Source organism: Streptomyces capparidis (genome assembly GCF_054782095.1).
Genome location: NZ_BAAGTD010000094.1, coordinates 1 through 15,616 on the forward strand (window position 1 = coordinate 1; position 15,616 = coordinate 15,616).

11 protein-coding genes are annotated in these 15,616 nt (G+C 75.0%); 4 read left to right on the forward strand and 7 right to left on the reverse strand.

Translation table 11 applies throughout. The features are described from left to right. Positions 1–1,774, reverse strand: a 1,774-nt coding sequence (locus tag ACYVO2_RS36460) for a tyrosine-protein kinase domain-containing protein (protein WP_461012420.1), incomplete at its 3' end; no start/stop codon positions are given. Next, the gene (locus ACYVO2_RS36465; RefSeq protein WP_461012421.1) at positions 1,771–3,273 is read right to left on the reverse strand and encodes a hypothetical protein; all 1,503 of its coding nucleotides are present in this window, start codon (positions 3,271–3,273) and stop codon (positions 1,771–1,773) included. The genes ACYVO2_RS36460 and ACYVO2_RS36465, both read right to left, overlap by 4 nt. A gap of 170 nt (positions 3,274–3,443) precedes the next feature. Between ACYVO2_RS36465 and ACYVO2_RS36470 the strand changes: the two genes are divergently transcribed. Further along, positions 3,444–4,676 (forward strand): glycosyltransferase, encoded by a 1,233-nt coding sequence (locus ACYVO2_RS36470; protein ID WP_461012422.1) that lies wholly within the window; start codon positions 3,444–3,446, stop codon positions 4,674–4,676. Positions 4,677–4,681: 5 nt separating this feature from the next. Then, complete coding sequence (locus tag ACYVO2_RS36475) at positions 4,682–7,810, forward strand: NACHT domain-containing protein (protein WP_461012423.1); 3,129 nt, start codon at positions 4,682–4,684, stop codon at positions 7,808–7,810. Here the strand turns inward: ACYVO2_RS36475 and ACYVO2_RS36480 are convergent. From ACYVO2_RS36480 to gmd, 3 genes are read right to left on the reverse strand one after another with little or no spacing between them, the layout of a single operon-like run. Continuing rightward, positions 7,797–8,906: a glycosyltransferase gene (locus tag ACYVO2_RS36480; RefSeq protein ID WP_461012424.1), complete on the reverse strand. Its 1,110-nt coding sequence runs from the start codon at positions 8,904–8,906 to the stop codon at positions 7,797–7,799. The two genes, ACYVO2_RS36475 and ACYVO2_RS36480, sit on opposite strands and share 14 nt — an antisense overlap. Next, positions 8,903–9,451 carry an LbetaH domain-containing protein gene (locus tag ACYVO2_RS36485; protein WP_461012425.1) on the reverse strand — a complete coding sequence of 183 codons (549 nt, stop codon included), beginning with the start codon at positions 9,449–9,451 and terminating at the stop codon, positions 8,903–8,905. Before ACYVO2_RS36485 ends, ACYVO2_RS36480 begins: the two co-directional genes overlap by 4 nt. Then, complete coding sequence (gmd, locus tag ACYVO2_RS36490) at positions 9,448–10,461, reverse strand: GDP-mannose 4,6-dehydratase (RefSeq protein WP_461012426.1); 1,014 nt, start codon at positions 10,459–10,461, stop codon at positions 9,448–9,450. Before gmd ends, ACYVO2_RS36485 begins: the two co-directional genes overlap by 4 nt. 156 nt (positions 10,462–10,617) lie before the next feature. On the opposite strand from gmd, the gene ACYVO2_RS36495 reads away from it, so the two are divergent. Continuing rightward, on the forward strand, positions 10,618–11,610 hold the full coding sequence (locus ACYVO2_RS36495; protein WP_461012427.1) for a GDP-L-fucose synthase family protein: 993 nt from the start codon (positions 10,618–10,620) through the stop codon (positions 11,608–11,610). Positions 11,611–11,721: 111 nt separating this feature from the next. On the opposite strand, the gene ACYVO2_RS36500 is transcribed toward ACYVO2_RS36495, so the two are convergent. Together ACYVO2_RS36500 and ddaH are read right to left on the reverse strand one after the other, a co-directional pair. Beyond that, a complete protein-coding gene (locus ACYVO2_RS36500; protein ID WP_461012428.1) occupies positions 11,722–13,284 on the reverse strand; it encodes a sugar transferase in 1,563 nt (520 codons plus the stop codon). A 284-nt stretch (positions 13,285–13,568) separates the two neighbouring features. After that, on the reverse strand, positions 13,569–14,393 hold the full coding sequence (ddaH, locus tag ACYVO2_RS36505; RefSeq protein ID WP_461012429.1) for a dimethylargininase: 825 nt from the start codon (positions 14,391–14,393) through the stop codon (positions 13,569–13,571). 277 nt (positions 14,394–14,670) lie between these two features. Here ddaH and ACYVO2_RS36510 point away from each other — a divergent pair, with 277 nt between their 5' ends. Next, positions 14,671–15,390: a cysteine hydrolase family protein gene (locus ACYVO2_RS36510; protein ID WP_461012430.1), complete on the forward strand. Its 720-nt coding sequence runs from the start codon at positions 14,671–14,673 to the stop codon at positions 15,388–15,390. Positions 15,391–15,616 lie beyond the last annotated feature (226 nt).

Genomic DNA, 15,616 nt, shown 5'->3' on the forward strand with positions numbered 1-15,616 from the left:
GGCGGGCGGGCGGCGGCGCCGCGGCCCGGGTCGCGGGGCGGGCGGCGGTGCGCGCCGCGGGCGGGGCCGGGGGACGGGCGGGCGGCCGCACCGGCGTGCCGCGCGTGGGCGCGTACTCCTCCTGCCGCCAGTCCTCCTGCCGCCACTGGTCCTGCCGCCACGGCTCCCCGCCGTAGTACGGGCCGGGCGCCGTGCCGCGGCGGGGCTTGCGCTGCGCCGGGCCGCCGTCCACCAGCCGCCGCAGCGGACCGTGCAGGGCGCCCTTGTCCAGCACCGCGCCCAGGATCCGGCCGCCCGCCCCGGTGACCAGCTCCCCCACCCGGTCCAGGTCGTCGCGCCGCACCCGGGACAGGTCGCACACCACCACCACGCCGTCCACCTGCTTGGCGACGGCGAGCCCGTCGGCGTGGGTGAGCAGCGGCCGGGTGACCACCACCACGGAGCGGTCCGGGCCCTCGGGCACCGCCAGGGTGCGGGCCATGTGCGACGAGGACAGGGTCCTGGCCACGTTCGGCACCCGCCGTCCCGGTATCAGGCCGAACTCCCCGGCCTCGCCCGCGTCCACCGGCACCGGGCGGCCCTCCGGCCAGGTCGCCGCGTCCGGCGTGGACGGCACCCCGATCACCGGCAGCCGGGTCGCCATCGTGGGCTCCCGCAGGTCCGCCTCCACCAGCAGCACCTCGTGCCCGATCTCGGCGAACGCGCCCGCCAGGTTCACCGCCACCGCCTCGGCGTCGGTGTTCTCCCGCGGCGCGACCACCAGGATGCTGCCGCGCCCGCCGAGCCTGCGGTCGTGCGCCAGGCGGAAGGCGATGGTGCGGTACGCCTCGGCCAGGTTGCTGCCCCGGGTGCGGCCCACGACCAGCAGGTCGCCCTCGCCGCCGTGGCGGGGCAGTATTCCGAGGATCGGCGCCCGCAGGCCGCGCTGCACGTCCGCCACCGACCGCACCCGCGGCTCCAGCACCGAGCGGATCCACGCCATGACGATGCCCGCCGCGCCGCCCACCACCGCGCCGACCAGCAGCAGCATCATCAGCCCCGGGCCCGACGGGTACGCCGGGGGCTCGCCCTCGCGCACCACGTCGCCCGGGGTGGTGTCCAGCGACTGGAGGCCGGAGATCTTGTTCCGCAGGTCCGTGATGTAGGTGACCAGCGACGCCCGCTCCGCCTCGTCCGCCTCCCTGGCGGGCCCCGCGAGGGAGGTGGCGATCTGCTCGTCCAGCTCCTCGCGCTGCTTCAGCAGCGGCCGCAGCTCGTTGTTCAGCTTGGTCACCGACGTCTTGATCCGCTTGACCACGGCGGACTCGCGGTACTCCAGGTACGCCTGCACGAACGCGTTCACGCCGCGCGCCGCCCGACGCGGCGACGACGAGGTGTACTCGAACCGCAGCGTCTGGGTGTCCGGCGGGTTGCTCACCCGCAGATGCCGCTGGAGCCGCGCCGGCTTGTCGTCGCTCCCGAGCTTCTTCGCGGCCCGGCCGGCCACCTCGGCGCTCTGCGCGATCTGCTTCTCGGTGCCCATCGACAACTGCTTGTCGGCCGACACCCCGCCGCTCTCGAACGGGGCGGTGCTGATCGGCTGGACGACCACCTCACCGGTGGAGGTGTACTCGTCGTCGCCCGTCACGGACAGCACCAGCGCGCCCAGCAGCCCTATCGCCAGGCCGAGCACGATCAGCGCCCGGTAGCGCAGCAACTGCCTGAGCTGGTCGCGCAACTGGTCCGGTTCCTCGTAGTCCCCGTAGGGGTCGTCGAAGGCGGTGGCCCGGGTCACGAACGTGGCCCTCCTCTCCCGGGAAGCCCTCTCGCGTACGCCGGGGCCTCGATCTGTCGTACGGGGCGGTGCCCGGCCGGGGCGCCGCCGGCTTTCGCCGGCGCCCGCGGGGACGGGCGCGGCCCGCGCCTGGTCGTGACGCACAGTGGGACGACGACCAGCAGGAACAGCGGCCCGACGATCGCCATCAGGCTGCCGCGCAGCAGGATGAGCTGGTAGAACGCGAACGCGGGCACCAGCAGCGCCGCGAGCGTCCCCTCCCGCCCGCCCAGCCGCTCCCGCACCTCGTCCACCCGCCGCCCCACCGCGCCGAACAGCGCGAACACCACGACCACCGCGGGGATGCCCGCCCACATGTAGCTCTCGACCCACAGCGGGGCCGAGAGGTTGTCGAACTCGTAGCCCGCGTGCCGGGCCAACTGGATCCCGGCGTCGCCGGGCTTGTCCGGCCACACCGCGCGCGGCACGAAGAACACCGGCGGCCCGAGCGCGGCGGACGGCGAGTGGCCGTGCACCCCCACGTAGTCCAGGCCGGTCTGGATCTGCTGGTACGCGTCGTAGTCGCCGTTGGTGGTGAACTGCTCGGCCAGCGACACCACCCGCACCGGCTCCCGCTCGTCGTACCGGAAGTAGTCGCTGTACGGGAACACCGCGAGCACCGCCACCATGATCGCCGCCGCCCCGTACCGGAACACCCGCGGGCGGCGCGTCACCCGGGCGGCGAACACCAGCGTCAGCAGCACCGTCCCCGCCCAGAACCTGGGCTGGCTCACCGGGTTGTTGACGACGACGTTCAGCGCCAGCAGCACCGGCAGCAGCGCCCACCGCACCTGCCGCAGCGTGCGGTCGCCGAACGGCAGGCGCGGCACGTGCACCAGCGCCACCAGCGCCCAGAACGCCGGCACCGAGAGCCCCCAGGCGGCCAGCGCCCGCCCCGCCGAGTCCCCGCCGCCGCCCGCCGCCTCGTTCGCGGCCTGCCGGCTGGCGAAGAACGTCCCGACGCCGCCCTGCTGCGGGATCAGCACCACCGCGAGCAGCAGCGCCAGACCGCACAGCAGCAGCACCCGCACCGGCGCCACCCGGCGCGCCAGCAGCGGCTCGAGCACGGCCGAGCGGCGGTGCGCCCGCCACCCGCCGAGCACCGCGCCCGCGCTGTACGCCAGCAGCCCCACCTCCACCACGGCGGTGGCCGCGAACGCCGTGGCGTCGTCCACCACGAACCCGCGCGGGTACACGCCGGTGGACAGCATCGCCAGCGGCGCCAGGCCCAGCCACACGTACGCGAACAGCCAGAACCCGAACGCCACGATCCGCACCGTGACATCCGTGAGCACCCTGGCCAGCGCCGTCCCGCTGTGCAGCACCACCACGCACTGCAACGCCAGCGCCGCGCTGACCCGGGTGCCGAGCGATTGCAGGATGAGCGCGGGCACCAGCACGACCAGCGCCACGGTCCAGCAGCTCACCGCCGCCAGACCGCGGACCCGAGTGCTCCGCACGCCCACCCCCCAAGCCATCGCCGGCGGTGCGCACGGCCGGGTACCGACCCGCGCGAACCGCCCCTGCCCCCCGGCATTCCCGATCTAGTATGAGCGCGGCCGGGACGCCCGGGGACGAACGACTCCGAATCCGCTCCCCGGCCCTCTTTCGTCCTTGGGGGGATAAAGCCGTGGCGAACGACCCACTGGCGGGACGCCGGGTCCTTCTCGTGTCCACCAACTACGCGCCCGAGCACGCCGGTATAGGACCGTACTCTACGCAGACCGCCGAACACCTGGCCGAGACGGGAGCGGAAACTCACGTACTGGCCGGAATGCCGCACTACCCCTCCTGGTCCGTCGATCCGGCCTACCGGGGCCGCTGGCGCCTGACGGAGGTCCGCGCCGGAGTGCGCGTCCACCGCCGCAGGCACACCGTCCCGCCCCGGCAGACGGCGCTGCGCCGGGCGCTGTACGAGGCCACGTTCCTCGCCCACGGCCTGCTCGCGCCCGCCCCGGTCCGCCCCGACGTGGTGCTCACCCAGATGCCGACGCTGGCCGGCGGGGTCCTCGGCGCCCGCGTCGCCCGGCGCCGCCGCGTGCCGCACGTGGTGGTGGTGCAGGACCTGATGGGGGCGGCGGCGCGGCAGAGCGGCATCGCCGGCGGCGGGCGGGTGGCCTCGCTCGCGGGCGGCGTCGAGGGCCGGGTGCTGCGGTCGGCCGCGGTGGTCGGGGTCGTCCACGAGTCGTTCGTGGAGCGGGTGCGGGCGATGGGGGTCCCCGAGGACCGGATCAGGGTGGTCCGGAACTGGACGCACGTGTCCGGGCCCACGGGGGACCGCTCCGCGACCCGGGCCCGGCTGGGCTGGCGCGACGGCGACACCGTCGTGCTGCACTCCGGGAACATGGGCCTCAAGCAGGGCCTGGAGGTCCTGGTGGAGTCCGCGCGGCGCGACCCCGGGCTGCGGTTCGTCCTCATGGGCGACGGCAACCAGCGCGACCACCTGCGCGCCCTCGGGGCCGGGCTGCCGAACCTCGAGTTCCTGCCCCCCGTCGGGAACGACGAGTTCCCCGACGTGCTGGCCGCCGCCGACGTCCTCGCCGTCACCCAGCGGGCGTCCGTGCTGGACATGAGCCTGCCGTCCAAGCTCACCTCCTACTTCGCGGCCGGACGGCCCGTGCTCGCCTCCGTCGCGGAGGGCGGCGGGACCGCGCAGGAGGTGCGGCGCTCCGGGGCCGGGGTCGTGGTGCGGCCCGAGGACCCGGACGCCCTGGTCGCCGCCGTCCGCGACCTGGCGGCCGACCCCGCGGGGGCGGAGAAGCTGGGCGCGCGGGGGCCGGAGTACGCGCAGGAGCAGCTCGGCCGCCGGGCGGGCCTGGCGCGGATCACCGGGCTGCTGCACGAGGCGCTGGGGGTGGGATGAGCGGCATGCGGAGGACCGCCCGCGTCCTCGGCGGCGCCGCCCTCGCCGTCACCCTCGGGGTGCTCGTCAACCAGATCCTCAACAACGGAGTGCTGAGCTTCACCTGGCTGTACCTGGCCTTCGGCGTGGCCGTCCTGTCGTTCCTGTACTCCGAGGCGTTCGCCGCCCCCGCCCCTGCCACCCCGGGGCCGCGCGGCGGCAGGCGGGTCTACCTGCGCCAACTGCGGGCCAGCGTCCGCGACATGGAGACCGTCGGCATAGCCACCCAGAGCGAGTACGTCCTGCGGATGCGGCAGGTCTACGTCGAACTCGGCCTCGTCCCCAAGCCCACCCACGCCGCCGCCCGCGAACCGTACCTGGGCACCCTCGGCGCCCGCACCGGCGAACGCCGCACCCTGGAGTCGTTCCTCGCCGACGGCGCGGGCCGGGTCTTCGCGGTGATCGGCGGGCCCGGCTCCGGCAAGACCACGCTGGTGCGCAACACGGCCCTGGACCTGTGCGGGCCCCTCTGGCGGCGGGGGCCGCTGCCGGTGCTGCTGTACCTGCGCGACCACGCCGCCGCCGTGCTGGCCGACGAGCCGGTGGACCTGGCCACCGCGGCCACCTCGGCGGGCTGGCTGGCGGAGCGGGTCCCGGACACCTGGCTGCGGCGGCGCCTGGAGCGCGGCGACTGCGTGGTGCTGCTGGACGGCCTGGACGAGGTGGCGGACGAGCGGGACCGGGCGCGCGTGGTCACCTGGGTGCAGCGCCAGATCCAGCGCCACCCCGGCAACACCTGGGTCCTCACCTCCCGCCCCCACGGCTACCGCGCCAACCCGCTGCCCAACGCCGAGGTGCTCCAGGTCCTGCGCTTCACCGGCGACCAGATCTCCCGCTTCCTGCACTCCTGGTACCACGCGATCGAACGCCGCGCGACCGGCGAGGACGGCCCCGGCGTCGCGACGGCCGCCGCCCGCAAGGCCGACGACCTCCTCGCCCGCCTCCGCGCCCGCCCCGCCCTGTACGACCTGGCCGCCAACCCGCTGCTGCTCACCATGATCGCCAACGTCCACCGCTACCGCGACGCCCTCCCCGGCAGCCGCGCCGCCCTGTACGCGGAGATGTGCGACGTGCTGCTGCACCGTCGGCAGGAGGCGCGGAACCTCACCGACCCCACGGGGCTGCGGGGGCCGCAGAAGGAGCGGGTGATGCGGCACCTGGCGCTGGCGATGATGCGCGCGAAGGCCCGCGACATGCGGGTGGACGACGCCTGCCGGGCGATCAGGCTGCCACTGCGGCAGGTCTCCCGGGACGTCGATCCGCTGACCTTCCTCGAAGTGGCCCGCAGGAGCGGCCTGCTGGTGGAGCGGGAGCAGGGGCTCTACGCGTTCGCCCACCTCACGCTCCAGGAGTACCTGGCGGCGGCGCGGATCGGGCGGGAGCACGTCGAACTGCTCACGGCGAACGTGGACGACCCGTGGTGGCGCGAGACGACCCTGCTGTGGGCGGCCGACGCCGACGCCACCCCGGTGGTGGCGGCCTGCCTCGCCTCGGGCACGGTCCGCGCCCTGGCCCTCGCCTTCGACTGCGTCGAGGAGGCGGCGGAGGTGGACCCCGAGGCGCGCGGGGTGCTGGAGGCGCTGCTGGACGAGGGCGCGGACCGCAACCCGGACCGGCGGCGGCTGGTCAACGGCGTCAAGGCGCACCGGATGCTGCGGGAGGTGATCACCCTGGGGGACGGGGCGGCGCTGTGCGCGCGGCCGGTGCCCAGGGCGCTGTACGAGCTGTTCGCCCGGGACGAGCCGGGCGTGTGCCTTCCGGGCGACGCCGCCGGGGAGGGCCCCGCGGACGCGCCCGCCGGCGGGCTGTGGGTCGGCACCGCCGCCCGCTTCGCCCCCTGGCTCAACGGCCTGTCCGACGACGGCACCGCCTACCGGATGCCCACCGCGGAGGAGGTGGCCGACCCGGCGGTCGGCCTGGTCGCCGACCTGTCCCGGCACACCGTGTGGACGGGCGGCCCCCCAGCCCTCGGCCTCCACCGGCCCGAGGGCGCGCCGTGGCCCTGCGTGCTGCGCCCCGAGGACTGGCCGTCACGGATCGGCGCGGATCGCCGGAGGGTGAGCCACTGGCTGCGGCTGGCGCTGATGGACGAGACCGAGATGACCCGCGTCGTGGACTTCGGCGGTGTCCTCGCCGCGGCGTTCGGGGAGGCGCTGGAGTTCCGCGGCGACCCGGAGCACCATCCCCTCCGGCGCCTCCTCCAGCAGGCCTGGTTGCGCGATCTCGGGCTGGCCCAGTTGATCGCGGACGCCGGGGGCGCGCAGTCGGCCGAGGAACTGCGGACGCAGGCCGTCCTCGCCCGCGCACGGGTCCGCGCCCTGCGGGCCCTGCTCGCCTCCCACGACGCGACCCCCGCAACGCCGAGGATGCCCTCCCGGTTCGACGGTGAGCGGATCACGGTCCAGGCCCTTCTCGACGCCCGCGACCTCGTCGAGGCCCCGGTCGACGACCTCCGCCGCCACCTGCGTGCCATGGGCCGCCCCCCTGTGTTCGGCACCCCCGAGCGCCTGCTGGCCGAGGATCTGGACCAGCCGCTCAGGGCCGCGCTGGAGGCGGCCGACGCGCACGGGACCCAGGATCCCCGGCTGACCCGCGACATCAACCTCGCCGTCCACATCGCCCTGACCCGCCGCTGGGAGGAGCTGGCGATGTCCGTCACCGCCTTCCGCACACTGGTCGCCCAGTGGGCGGCGCCGGCGGTGCAGGGCGTCCGCGCACCGGCCAGGCGCTTCGACATCTTCCTCGCCGGTGCGCTGCCCACCCCGCACCGGGACGGGCCGGTGGGTGAGAACCCGGTCCTGCCGCTGCGGCGGGCACGCGAGGCACTCCGCTACGAGGCGGAGGCGACCTCCACGACCGAGTACCTCATGACACAGGCCCTCTCCCTCACCGCCCCCATGCTCGCCGGTGAGGAGCCCTACGACGAGCAGACCCTCGCCTGCGTCCGTATCGCCCTGCTCGCCGCCGTGGTCGAACTCCGCCGCCACCCCGCCGTCGAACCCCTGACCGAAGCCCTCCTCGGCCTGACCTATCTCCAGCAGCGCGTCGACGGAGGTCGTCCCGGCAACGAACTCCTCCTCCTCATCCGCTGCTGACGTACTCCTCCTCCAGCCGGTCCGCCACGGCCCCGACCGAGAACACCTCCCGCACCGCCTCCCGGCCCGCCTCCACCAGCCGGTCCCGCAGCGCCCCGTCCGTCAGGACGGACCGCACCGCCTCCGCCAGCGCCGCGGGCGAGCCGTCCGTCACCAGCGCCGCGCCCCGCGCCACCAGCTCCGAGGCGATGCCGCAGCTCGATGTGCACACCACCGGCGTGCCCACCGCCAACGCCTCCAGGACGCTCATCGGGAACGGCTCGTGCACGCTCGGCAGGACGTACACCGACGCCCGCGCCGTCGTCCGGACCGCCGCCGCGTGGTCGAGGGCGCCCTCGTACACCACGGCCTTCTCCAGCCCCAGCCGCCGCACCGCCTCCTCGACGACCGGCAGCGAGCCCTCGTCCGAGCCGTGCATCACGAACCTCGCCCCGGGGAACGACTCCCGCAGCAGCCCGGCCATCTCCACGAACGCCTCGGGGCGCTTGCGGGGGTGCAGCCGGGCCAGGTACAGCACCACCGGGGGGTCGGCGGGCGAGCCGCCCTCGGCGACCCGCACCCCGTTGGGCAGCGGCACCAGCGGCGGGCGCCGCGGCCCCAGCACCTCCGCCAGCCCGGCCCGCTCCTGCTCGGTCAGCACGAAGCAGGCGCGGGCCCGCCGCAGCAGCGGCGCGTACACCGCGTCGAAGGCCCGCGCGACCGGGCCCGACCGGGGCTGCACCATGCCGTGGGTCTGGGTCACGAAGCGCCGCCGCCGCAGCACCGCCGCGGCCAGCGCCGCCAGCGACACCAGGTCCCGCCCGGCGTGCACGTGCAGCACGTCCGCCCGCCCGGCCGACCGCCACAGGTCCACCAGCAGCCGCGGGTGCAGCAGCCCGAGGAACCCCTGCCCCGGCACGAGGGTCCGGGCGCGCCGGGCCAGCAGCGGCACCCCGTCCACGGAGTCCGGCGGCGCCCCCCGCCCGCGCCACAGCGACAGCAGCCGCACCTCGTGCCCGCGCGCCCCCAGCTCCGCGAGCTGCCCGCAGGCCACGCTGACCGGCCCGCCGTACGCGCCGTCGTCGCTGACCAGGGTGACGACGTGCACCACCTTCACAGCGACCCCCCGGAGGCCGTCACCACGGAACCCGCGGGCACGTCCCGGTGGGCGACGGCGCCCGCCCCGACGACCGCCCCGGCGCCGACCGTGACCCCGCGCAGCACCGTCGCCCGCGCCGCCACCCAGGACCCGGGCTCCAGCCGGATCGGGCCGTTGTCGAACTCGAACGTGGGCGAGCGCCGCTGGTGGCTGCCGGTGCACAGCAGCGCCCCCTGGGAGACGCACACGTCGTGGCCGATGCTGATCGGCTCCAGGTTCACCAGCCAGGCGTCCTCGCCGATCCACACGTCGTCGCCGACGTCCAGCTTCCACGGCCACTGCACCCGCACCCGGTGCCGGATCAGCACCCGCCGCCCGACCCGGGCCCCGAAGGCCCGCAGCACCGCGGGCCGCAGCCGCGGCGGGAACCACCACTTGACGAACACCAGGTTCAGCACCGCGAACCACAGCGCCTGCACGGCGACGGAGCGCCCCTTGTCGTACCCGGCGCCGGTGAAGCCCCGCAGGGACCGGCCCGCCACGGCCCCGTCGGGCGGCGTCACCGGTCCACCCTCACCCGCTGCCCGGACAGCTCGTCCTCGAGCTGCCTGATGTCGGCCTCGACCATGATGCGGGCCAGCTCGTCCCACCGCACGGACGGCTCCCAGCCCAGCAGCTCCCGCGCCTTGGCGGCGTCGCCGATCAGCGCGTCCACCTCGGAGGGCCGCTCGTACTTCGGGTCGTAGCGCACGTACTCGGTCCAGTCCAGTCCGGCGGCGGCGAACGCGGCGCCGAGGAAGTCGCGGACCGTGGCCGCGGTGCCGGTGGCCACCACGTAGTCGTCGGGCTCGTCGCGCTGGAGCATCCGCCACATCGCCTCGACGTACTCCGGCGCGTACCCCCAGTCGCGCACCGCGTCGAGGTTGCCCAGGTAGAGCTTGTCCTGGAGGCCCGCCTGGATGCGGGCGACGGCCCGGGTGATCTTGCGGGTGACGAAGGTCTCGCCGCGGCGCGGGCTCTCGTGGTTGAACAGGATGCCGTTGACCGCGAACAGGCCGTACGCCTCGCGGTAGTTCACGGTGCTCCAGTAGGCGAAGACCTTGGCGCAGCCGTAGGGGCTGCGCGGGTGGAACGGCGTGGCCTCGGTCTGCGGCGGCGGCGTGGAACCGAACATCTCCGACGACGACGCCTGGTAGACGCGGGTGCCGATGCCGCTGGCCCGCACCGCCTCAAGCAGCCGCAGGCCGCCGAGACCGGTGACGTCGCCGGTGTACAGCGGGGCGTCGAAGGAGACCCGGACGTGGGACTGGGCGCCCAGGTTGTACACCTCGTCGGGGCGCACGTCGCGCAGCAGGTTGACCAGGGCGACGCCGTCGGACAGGTCGGCGTGGTGCAGCACCAGCCTGCGGTCCGGGGTCTGCGGGTCCTGGTAGATGTGGTCGATGCGCTCGGTGTTGAAACTGGACGAGCGTCTGAGCAGACCGTGCACGGTGTAGCCCTTGCCGAGCAGCAGCTCGGCCAGGTACGAACCGTCCTGCCCGGTGATGCCGGTGATGACGGCGGTCTTCCCCATGAGGTCCCCCCTCGGTCGGACAGCGGTTGGTCCCGCGGTGAACGGAAATGATGCCGGTAATCCCCCCGGGGGACGGTATCCGGTTCCCGTTGACGTGGGCCGCGGTGTCCGGATTCTTCCGTCGCGGCGCGGGCCGTACTGGCACAATCACCGCCCATGAGCACCGCACCGAACACCCCGGCCGCCGCGCCGGCCGCCCCCGCCGCCGATCTGCTGCCGCCGCCCGCCCGTGTGTTCGTCGCCGGGCACCGGGGGCTGGTGGGCTCCGCGGTCGCCCGCAGGCTCACGGCTTCCGGGTACGAGGTGCTGGCGCGCGGGCGCGACGAGCTGGACCTGCGGGACGCCGACGCCACCGCCGCGTTCCTGCGCCGGGAGCGGCCCGACGGCGTGGTGCTGGCCGCCGCCAGGGTCGGCGGGATCATGGCGAACAGCACCCGGCCGGTGGAGTTCATCGAGGACAACCTCCGCATCCAGCTCAGTGTGATCGCGGGCGCGCACGCCGCGGGGGTGCGGCGGCTGCTGTTCCTCGGCAGCAGTTGCATCTACCCCAAGCTCGCGCCGCAGCCCATCACCGAGGACGCCCTGCTGACCGGGCCGCTGGAGCCCACGAACGAGGCGTACGCCATCGCGAAGATCGCCGGGATCACCCAGATCCGGGCGTACCGCAGGCAGTTCGGCGCGTCGTTCGTGGCCTGCATGCCCACCAACCTCTACGGCCCGGGGGACAACTTCGACCTGGAGACCTCCCATGTGCTGCCCGCGCTGATCCGCCGCTTCCACGAGGCGCGGCGCGACGGCGGGGAGGAGGTCGTGCTGTGGGGCACCGGAACGCCGCGCCGGGAGTTCCTGCACGTGGACGACCTGGCGGCGGCGTGCGAGACGCTGCTGCGGGCCTACGACGGCGACGAGGTGGTCAACGTCGGCTGCGGGCAGGACCTGACGATCCGGGAGCTGGCGCAGACGGTGGCGTCGGTGGTCGGGTACCGGGGCCGGATCGCCTTCGACCCGTCCAAGCCCGACGGCACGCCCCGCAAGCTGCTCGACGTCGCCCGGATCGGCGCCCTGGGCTGGGCGCCGCGGATCCCGCTGGCCGAGGGCATCGCGGAGACCTACCGGTGGTGGCGCTCGGAGCAGCCCGCCCCGGCGTGAGGCGGCGGCCGGGAGCGCGCTCGCGCGGAGGGCGCCCCTCGGCCGCGTCGTCGGGCCGGGGCGGGCCCGGCCGCGTCGCCGGGCCGGGTGGTCGGCGGTGGCCCGGCCGGGTCAGTACGCGCCGCGGCCGTCCACGACCGCCTTCAGCGTCCGGACCATCACATCGGCGTCCCAGGCCAGGCACCAGTTGTCCACGTAGCGCAGGTCCAGGGCCACGGTCTCGTCCCACGACAGGTCCGAGCGGCCGCTGACCTGCCACAGCCCGGTCAGGCCCGGCCGCACCGACAGCCTGCGCAGCTCGGTCTCGGTGTACCCGGCCACCTCCTCCGGCAGCGGCGGGCGCGGCCCGACCAGGGACATGTGGCCCGCCAGCACGTTCAGCAACTGCGGCAGCTCGTCCAGGGAGTAGCGGCGCAGCACCCGGCCGACCCGGGTCACCCGCGGGTCCTGGCGCATCTTGAACATCAGGCCGTCGTTCTCGTTGGACGCCAGCAGGCGCTCCTTGAGCCGATCGGCGTCCACCACCATGGTGCGGAACTTCCACATGCGGAACGGCCTGCCGCCCTGGCCGACGCGGATCTGCCGGTGGAACGCGGGCCCGGGCGAACCTGCCCGCACCGCGAGCGCGAGCACCGCGAACAGCGGGGCCAGCGCCACCACCAGCAGCAGCGCGCCCACCCGGTCGGCGGCTGCCTTCAGCGCGACCGGCAGGCCGCGGCGGGTCGGCGGCGCCACGTGCAGCAGGGTGAGCCCGGCCGCGATGGACAGCCGCGCCCGCCGCCTGGCGACCTCGGTGACGCCCGGGATCACCACCAGCGCCCGCCCGCTGTCGTGCAGCGCCCACGCCAGGCGGCGCAGCCGGTCCCCGAACATCCGGCAGCCCGGGGCGACGAACACCAGGTCGGCGTCGAGCGCCTCGGCCGCGCCCACCACGGCGTCGGCGTCCGCGGACGGCGCGTGGCCCGGCCGCTCCGGCAGCTCGGCCCACACCGGGGCGCCGCACTCCGGCCGCCCCGAGCCGAGCGTGCACAGGCCCACCACCACGAACGCGTGGTCGGTGCGCCTGGCCAGATGGGCCACCACCTCGTCCACGGCCCGGGCCTCGCCGACGAGCAGCACCCGGCGCACCGCCTGCGCGTCCCGCCTGCTGGCCACCAGGTGCCGGTTGACGGCCTTGCGGTACACCACGGTGACCAGCGGCGACGGCAGCAGGATGAGCAGCGCCTCCGCCGGGGTCACCGGCAGCGGCCGGTCGAGCGCCAGGCACCCGGCGGCGAGCGCGCCGACCAGCGTCAGCCAGTCCCGCAGCACCGGCGCCGCGGAGCGGGTCTCGCCGAGCTGGTCCCGGCGGTACCTGCCGCGCGCCGCCGCGACGGCCAACCACACCCCGGCTGCGACGAAGGCGCACCCCCAGGGGTGCGCCTCGCCGCTCGTGCGCAGGAGCAGGACCACCGGGACGGCCACGGCGAGCGCTTCCACCAGCAGCGCCGTGGGCAGGTACCACGCGGCCTTGTTCTGCCTGCTCCGTCTTCTGTGCCGACCTCTGTGCGCCCGTGCGGGCCCGTCCCGACCGTCGCGCCCGAGCACCCGCGCGCCCTCGGCGGACCCGGGTCTCCTGCGCGCGGTCTCGGGCCGGACGACACCCGAGCCCCCCTCGATTCCGAACAGCCGCATGGCCCCCCCAAGCTGGCTACAACCGGACTCCTGGCCCCGCCGTCGCTCCCCACAATCGGCAGGCCGTGTCACGCTCGAACGCTAGGACAGGAGCCGGTGGTTCCGCCGGGGTTTACCCAAGTTGGTGGTGCAGTTGTTGGGAACTTCACGTTCAGGTGGAACCGACCGGGTATGAGTTCGATCCGGTCGGTGTGCATCCCGGGCGCATCCCCCGAAAGCGCCGCGAAGCGTCCCTGTTCATCTCGTGGAACTCTCGTGGAGTTCTCATGGAGAGAACGCCAAGCCTAACGCAGCTCCCCCGTGCAGCACTTCACACTGCCGCCCGCCTTCAGCAACTCCGACAGATCGATGCCGATCGGCTCGTAGCCGTACTCCCGCAGCCGCAGCCCCAGGTCCATCGCCGCCTGGGGCAGGATCACGTGCCTGCCGTCGCTGACCGCGTTCAGCCCGAACACCTCCGCGTCCTGCTCGGTGGCGATCACCGCGTCCGGGAACAGCCGCCGCAGCACCGCCTGGCTGCCCGGGGAGAACGCGCCCGGGTAGTACACGACGTGGTCGCCGTCCAGCACGGCGAGCGCCGTGTCCAGGTGGTAGTAGCGCGGGTCCACCAGGCGCAGCCCCACCACCGGGCGGCCGAAGAACTCCTGCGCCTCCGCGGGCGCCAGGGGGCTGTTGCGGTAGCCCTGCCCGGCCAGCAGCCAGGAGCGGGTCACCACGAAGTCGCCCTCGCCCTCGTTGACGTGCTCGGGCTCGCGGATGTCGGTCCAGCCGTGGGCGCGGTACCACTCCAGGTGCGCCGGGGCCTCCGCCTGCCGCTGCGGGTTGGCGAACTTCGCGCCGAGCACCCGGCCGTCGATCACGGTGGCGCCGTTCGCGGCGAACACCATGTCGGGCAGGCCCGGCACCGGGTCGAGCAGCTCCACGGTGTGGCCGAGGGAGAGGTAGCGGTCGCGCAGGTCCTCCCACTGGGCCAGCGCGAGGTCGGTGTCCACCGGTTTGGTCGGATCCATCCAGGGGTTGATGGAGTAGCTGACCTCGAAATGGGTCGGAGGGCACATCAGGTACCGCCGGGGTGTGGCGGTCCTGACCGGAGCGAGGGGTGAGGACAACGCAGGCTCCTGGTGTGTCAGGTGTGGTTGCGGACCCGGATCGCGGGCCCGTGCTGCGGCAATGGTGCCCTGAGCAGCCAGGGAACGCCTAGAGCGGGAGTGCGTGGTGCGGTGGTGCGGGACGCGTGTGCTTCACCACACCCCGCCCCTTCGGGGGGTGTTAACCTCGTACCTCGAAACGAGGTGACTCGATTCGAGGTACACATGACGCATTCGAGGTCCGCATCCGAGGAACGCGTTCGCGCCGGAGCGCGGCGAGGAGCACGGGAGGGGCGGTATGGACCGCAGCGGGACGCACACGGCCACCACCGGCGGCGGGGCCGGCACCGGGACCCACACCGGGACCTACACCGAGGAGTGGGTCACCGCGCAGGCGCGGGCCGCCTACGAGCGGGGGACGGCGACCTTCGCGGTGCGGCCCGAGCGGTCGGCGCTGCTGGTCGTCGACATGCAGGACGAGTTCTGCCGGCCGGGCTGGAGCCCGTACTGGGTGCCGGCCGCGACCAGGGCGGCGCCCGCGCTGCGCCGTCTGGTGGAGTCCTGCCGGGCGGTGGACGTGCCGGTGATCTGGACCCTCTTCGACGACACCCACCTGGGCCTGGACCGCCCCCACGCCCTGCGCCACCTGCCGCACGGCGGCGGCGACTGGCGGCGGCCGGGGCCCGCGGCGGTGTGGGAGCCGATGGGGTACCGCGCGGACGAGGTGCTCATCCGCAAGCCCTCCTACGGCGCCTTCCACGACACCCCGCTGGACACGATCCTGCGCAACCTCCGCCGGGACACGGTGATCGTCACCGGCACCCTCACCAACTACTGCTGCGGCACCACCGCCCGCCAGGCGTACGAGCGCGGCTACCACGTGGTCTTCGGCGCCGACGTCACCGCCACGGACGACGAGTCCCGCCAGGAGCCGGAACTGGCCGTGCTGCGCAAGGGCTTCGCGCTGGTGCTGACCGCGGAGGAGATCACCCGGAGGCTGACGGGGGCCACCGGCTGACACCGCGGGGGTGTACCCGGCGACACCCCGTGCCCGGGTGGCACCCGCACGGCCCGCCGCGCCCTGCGCACCCCGGCGGTGCGGGCGGTCGCGGTGACCGCCTAGCCCCGCCCGCGGCCCCCCGCCCCCCGGCCACCCGGCCACCCGGCCGGGCCACCCGGCCGCCCCGGCGGCCCGCCCCACCGCACCGCGCGCGGCGCGCCGTTCCCGCTCCCGGGCCGGGAAC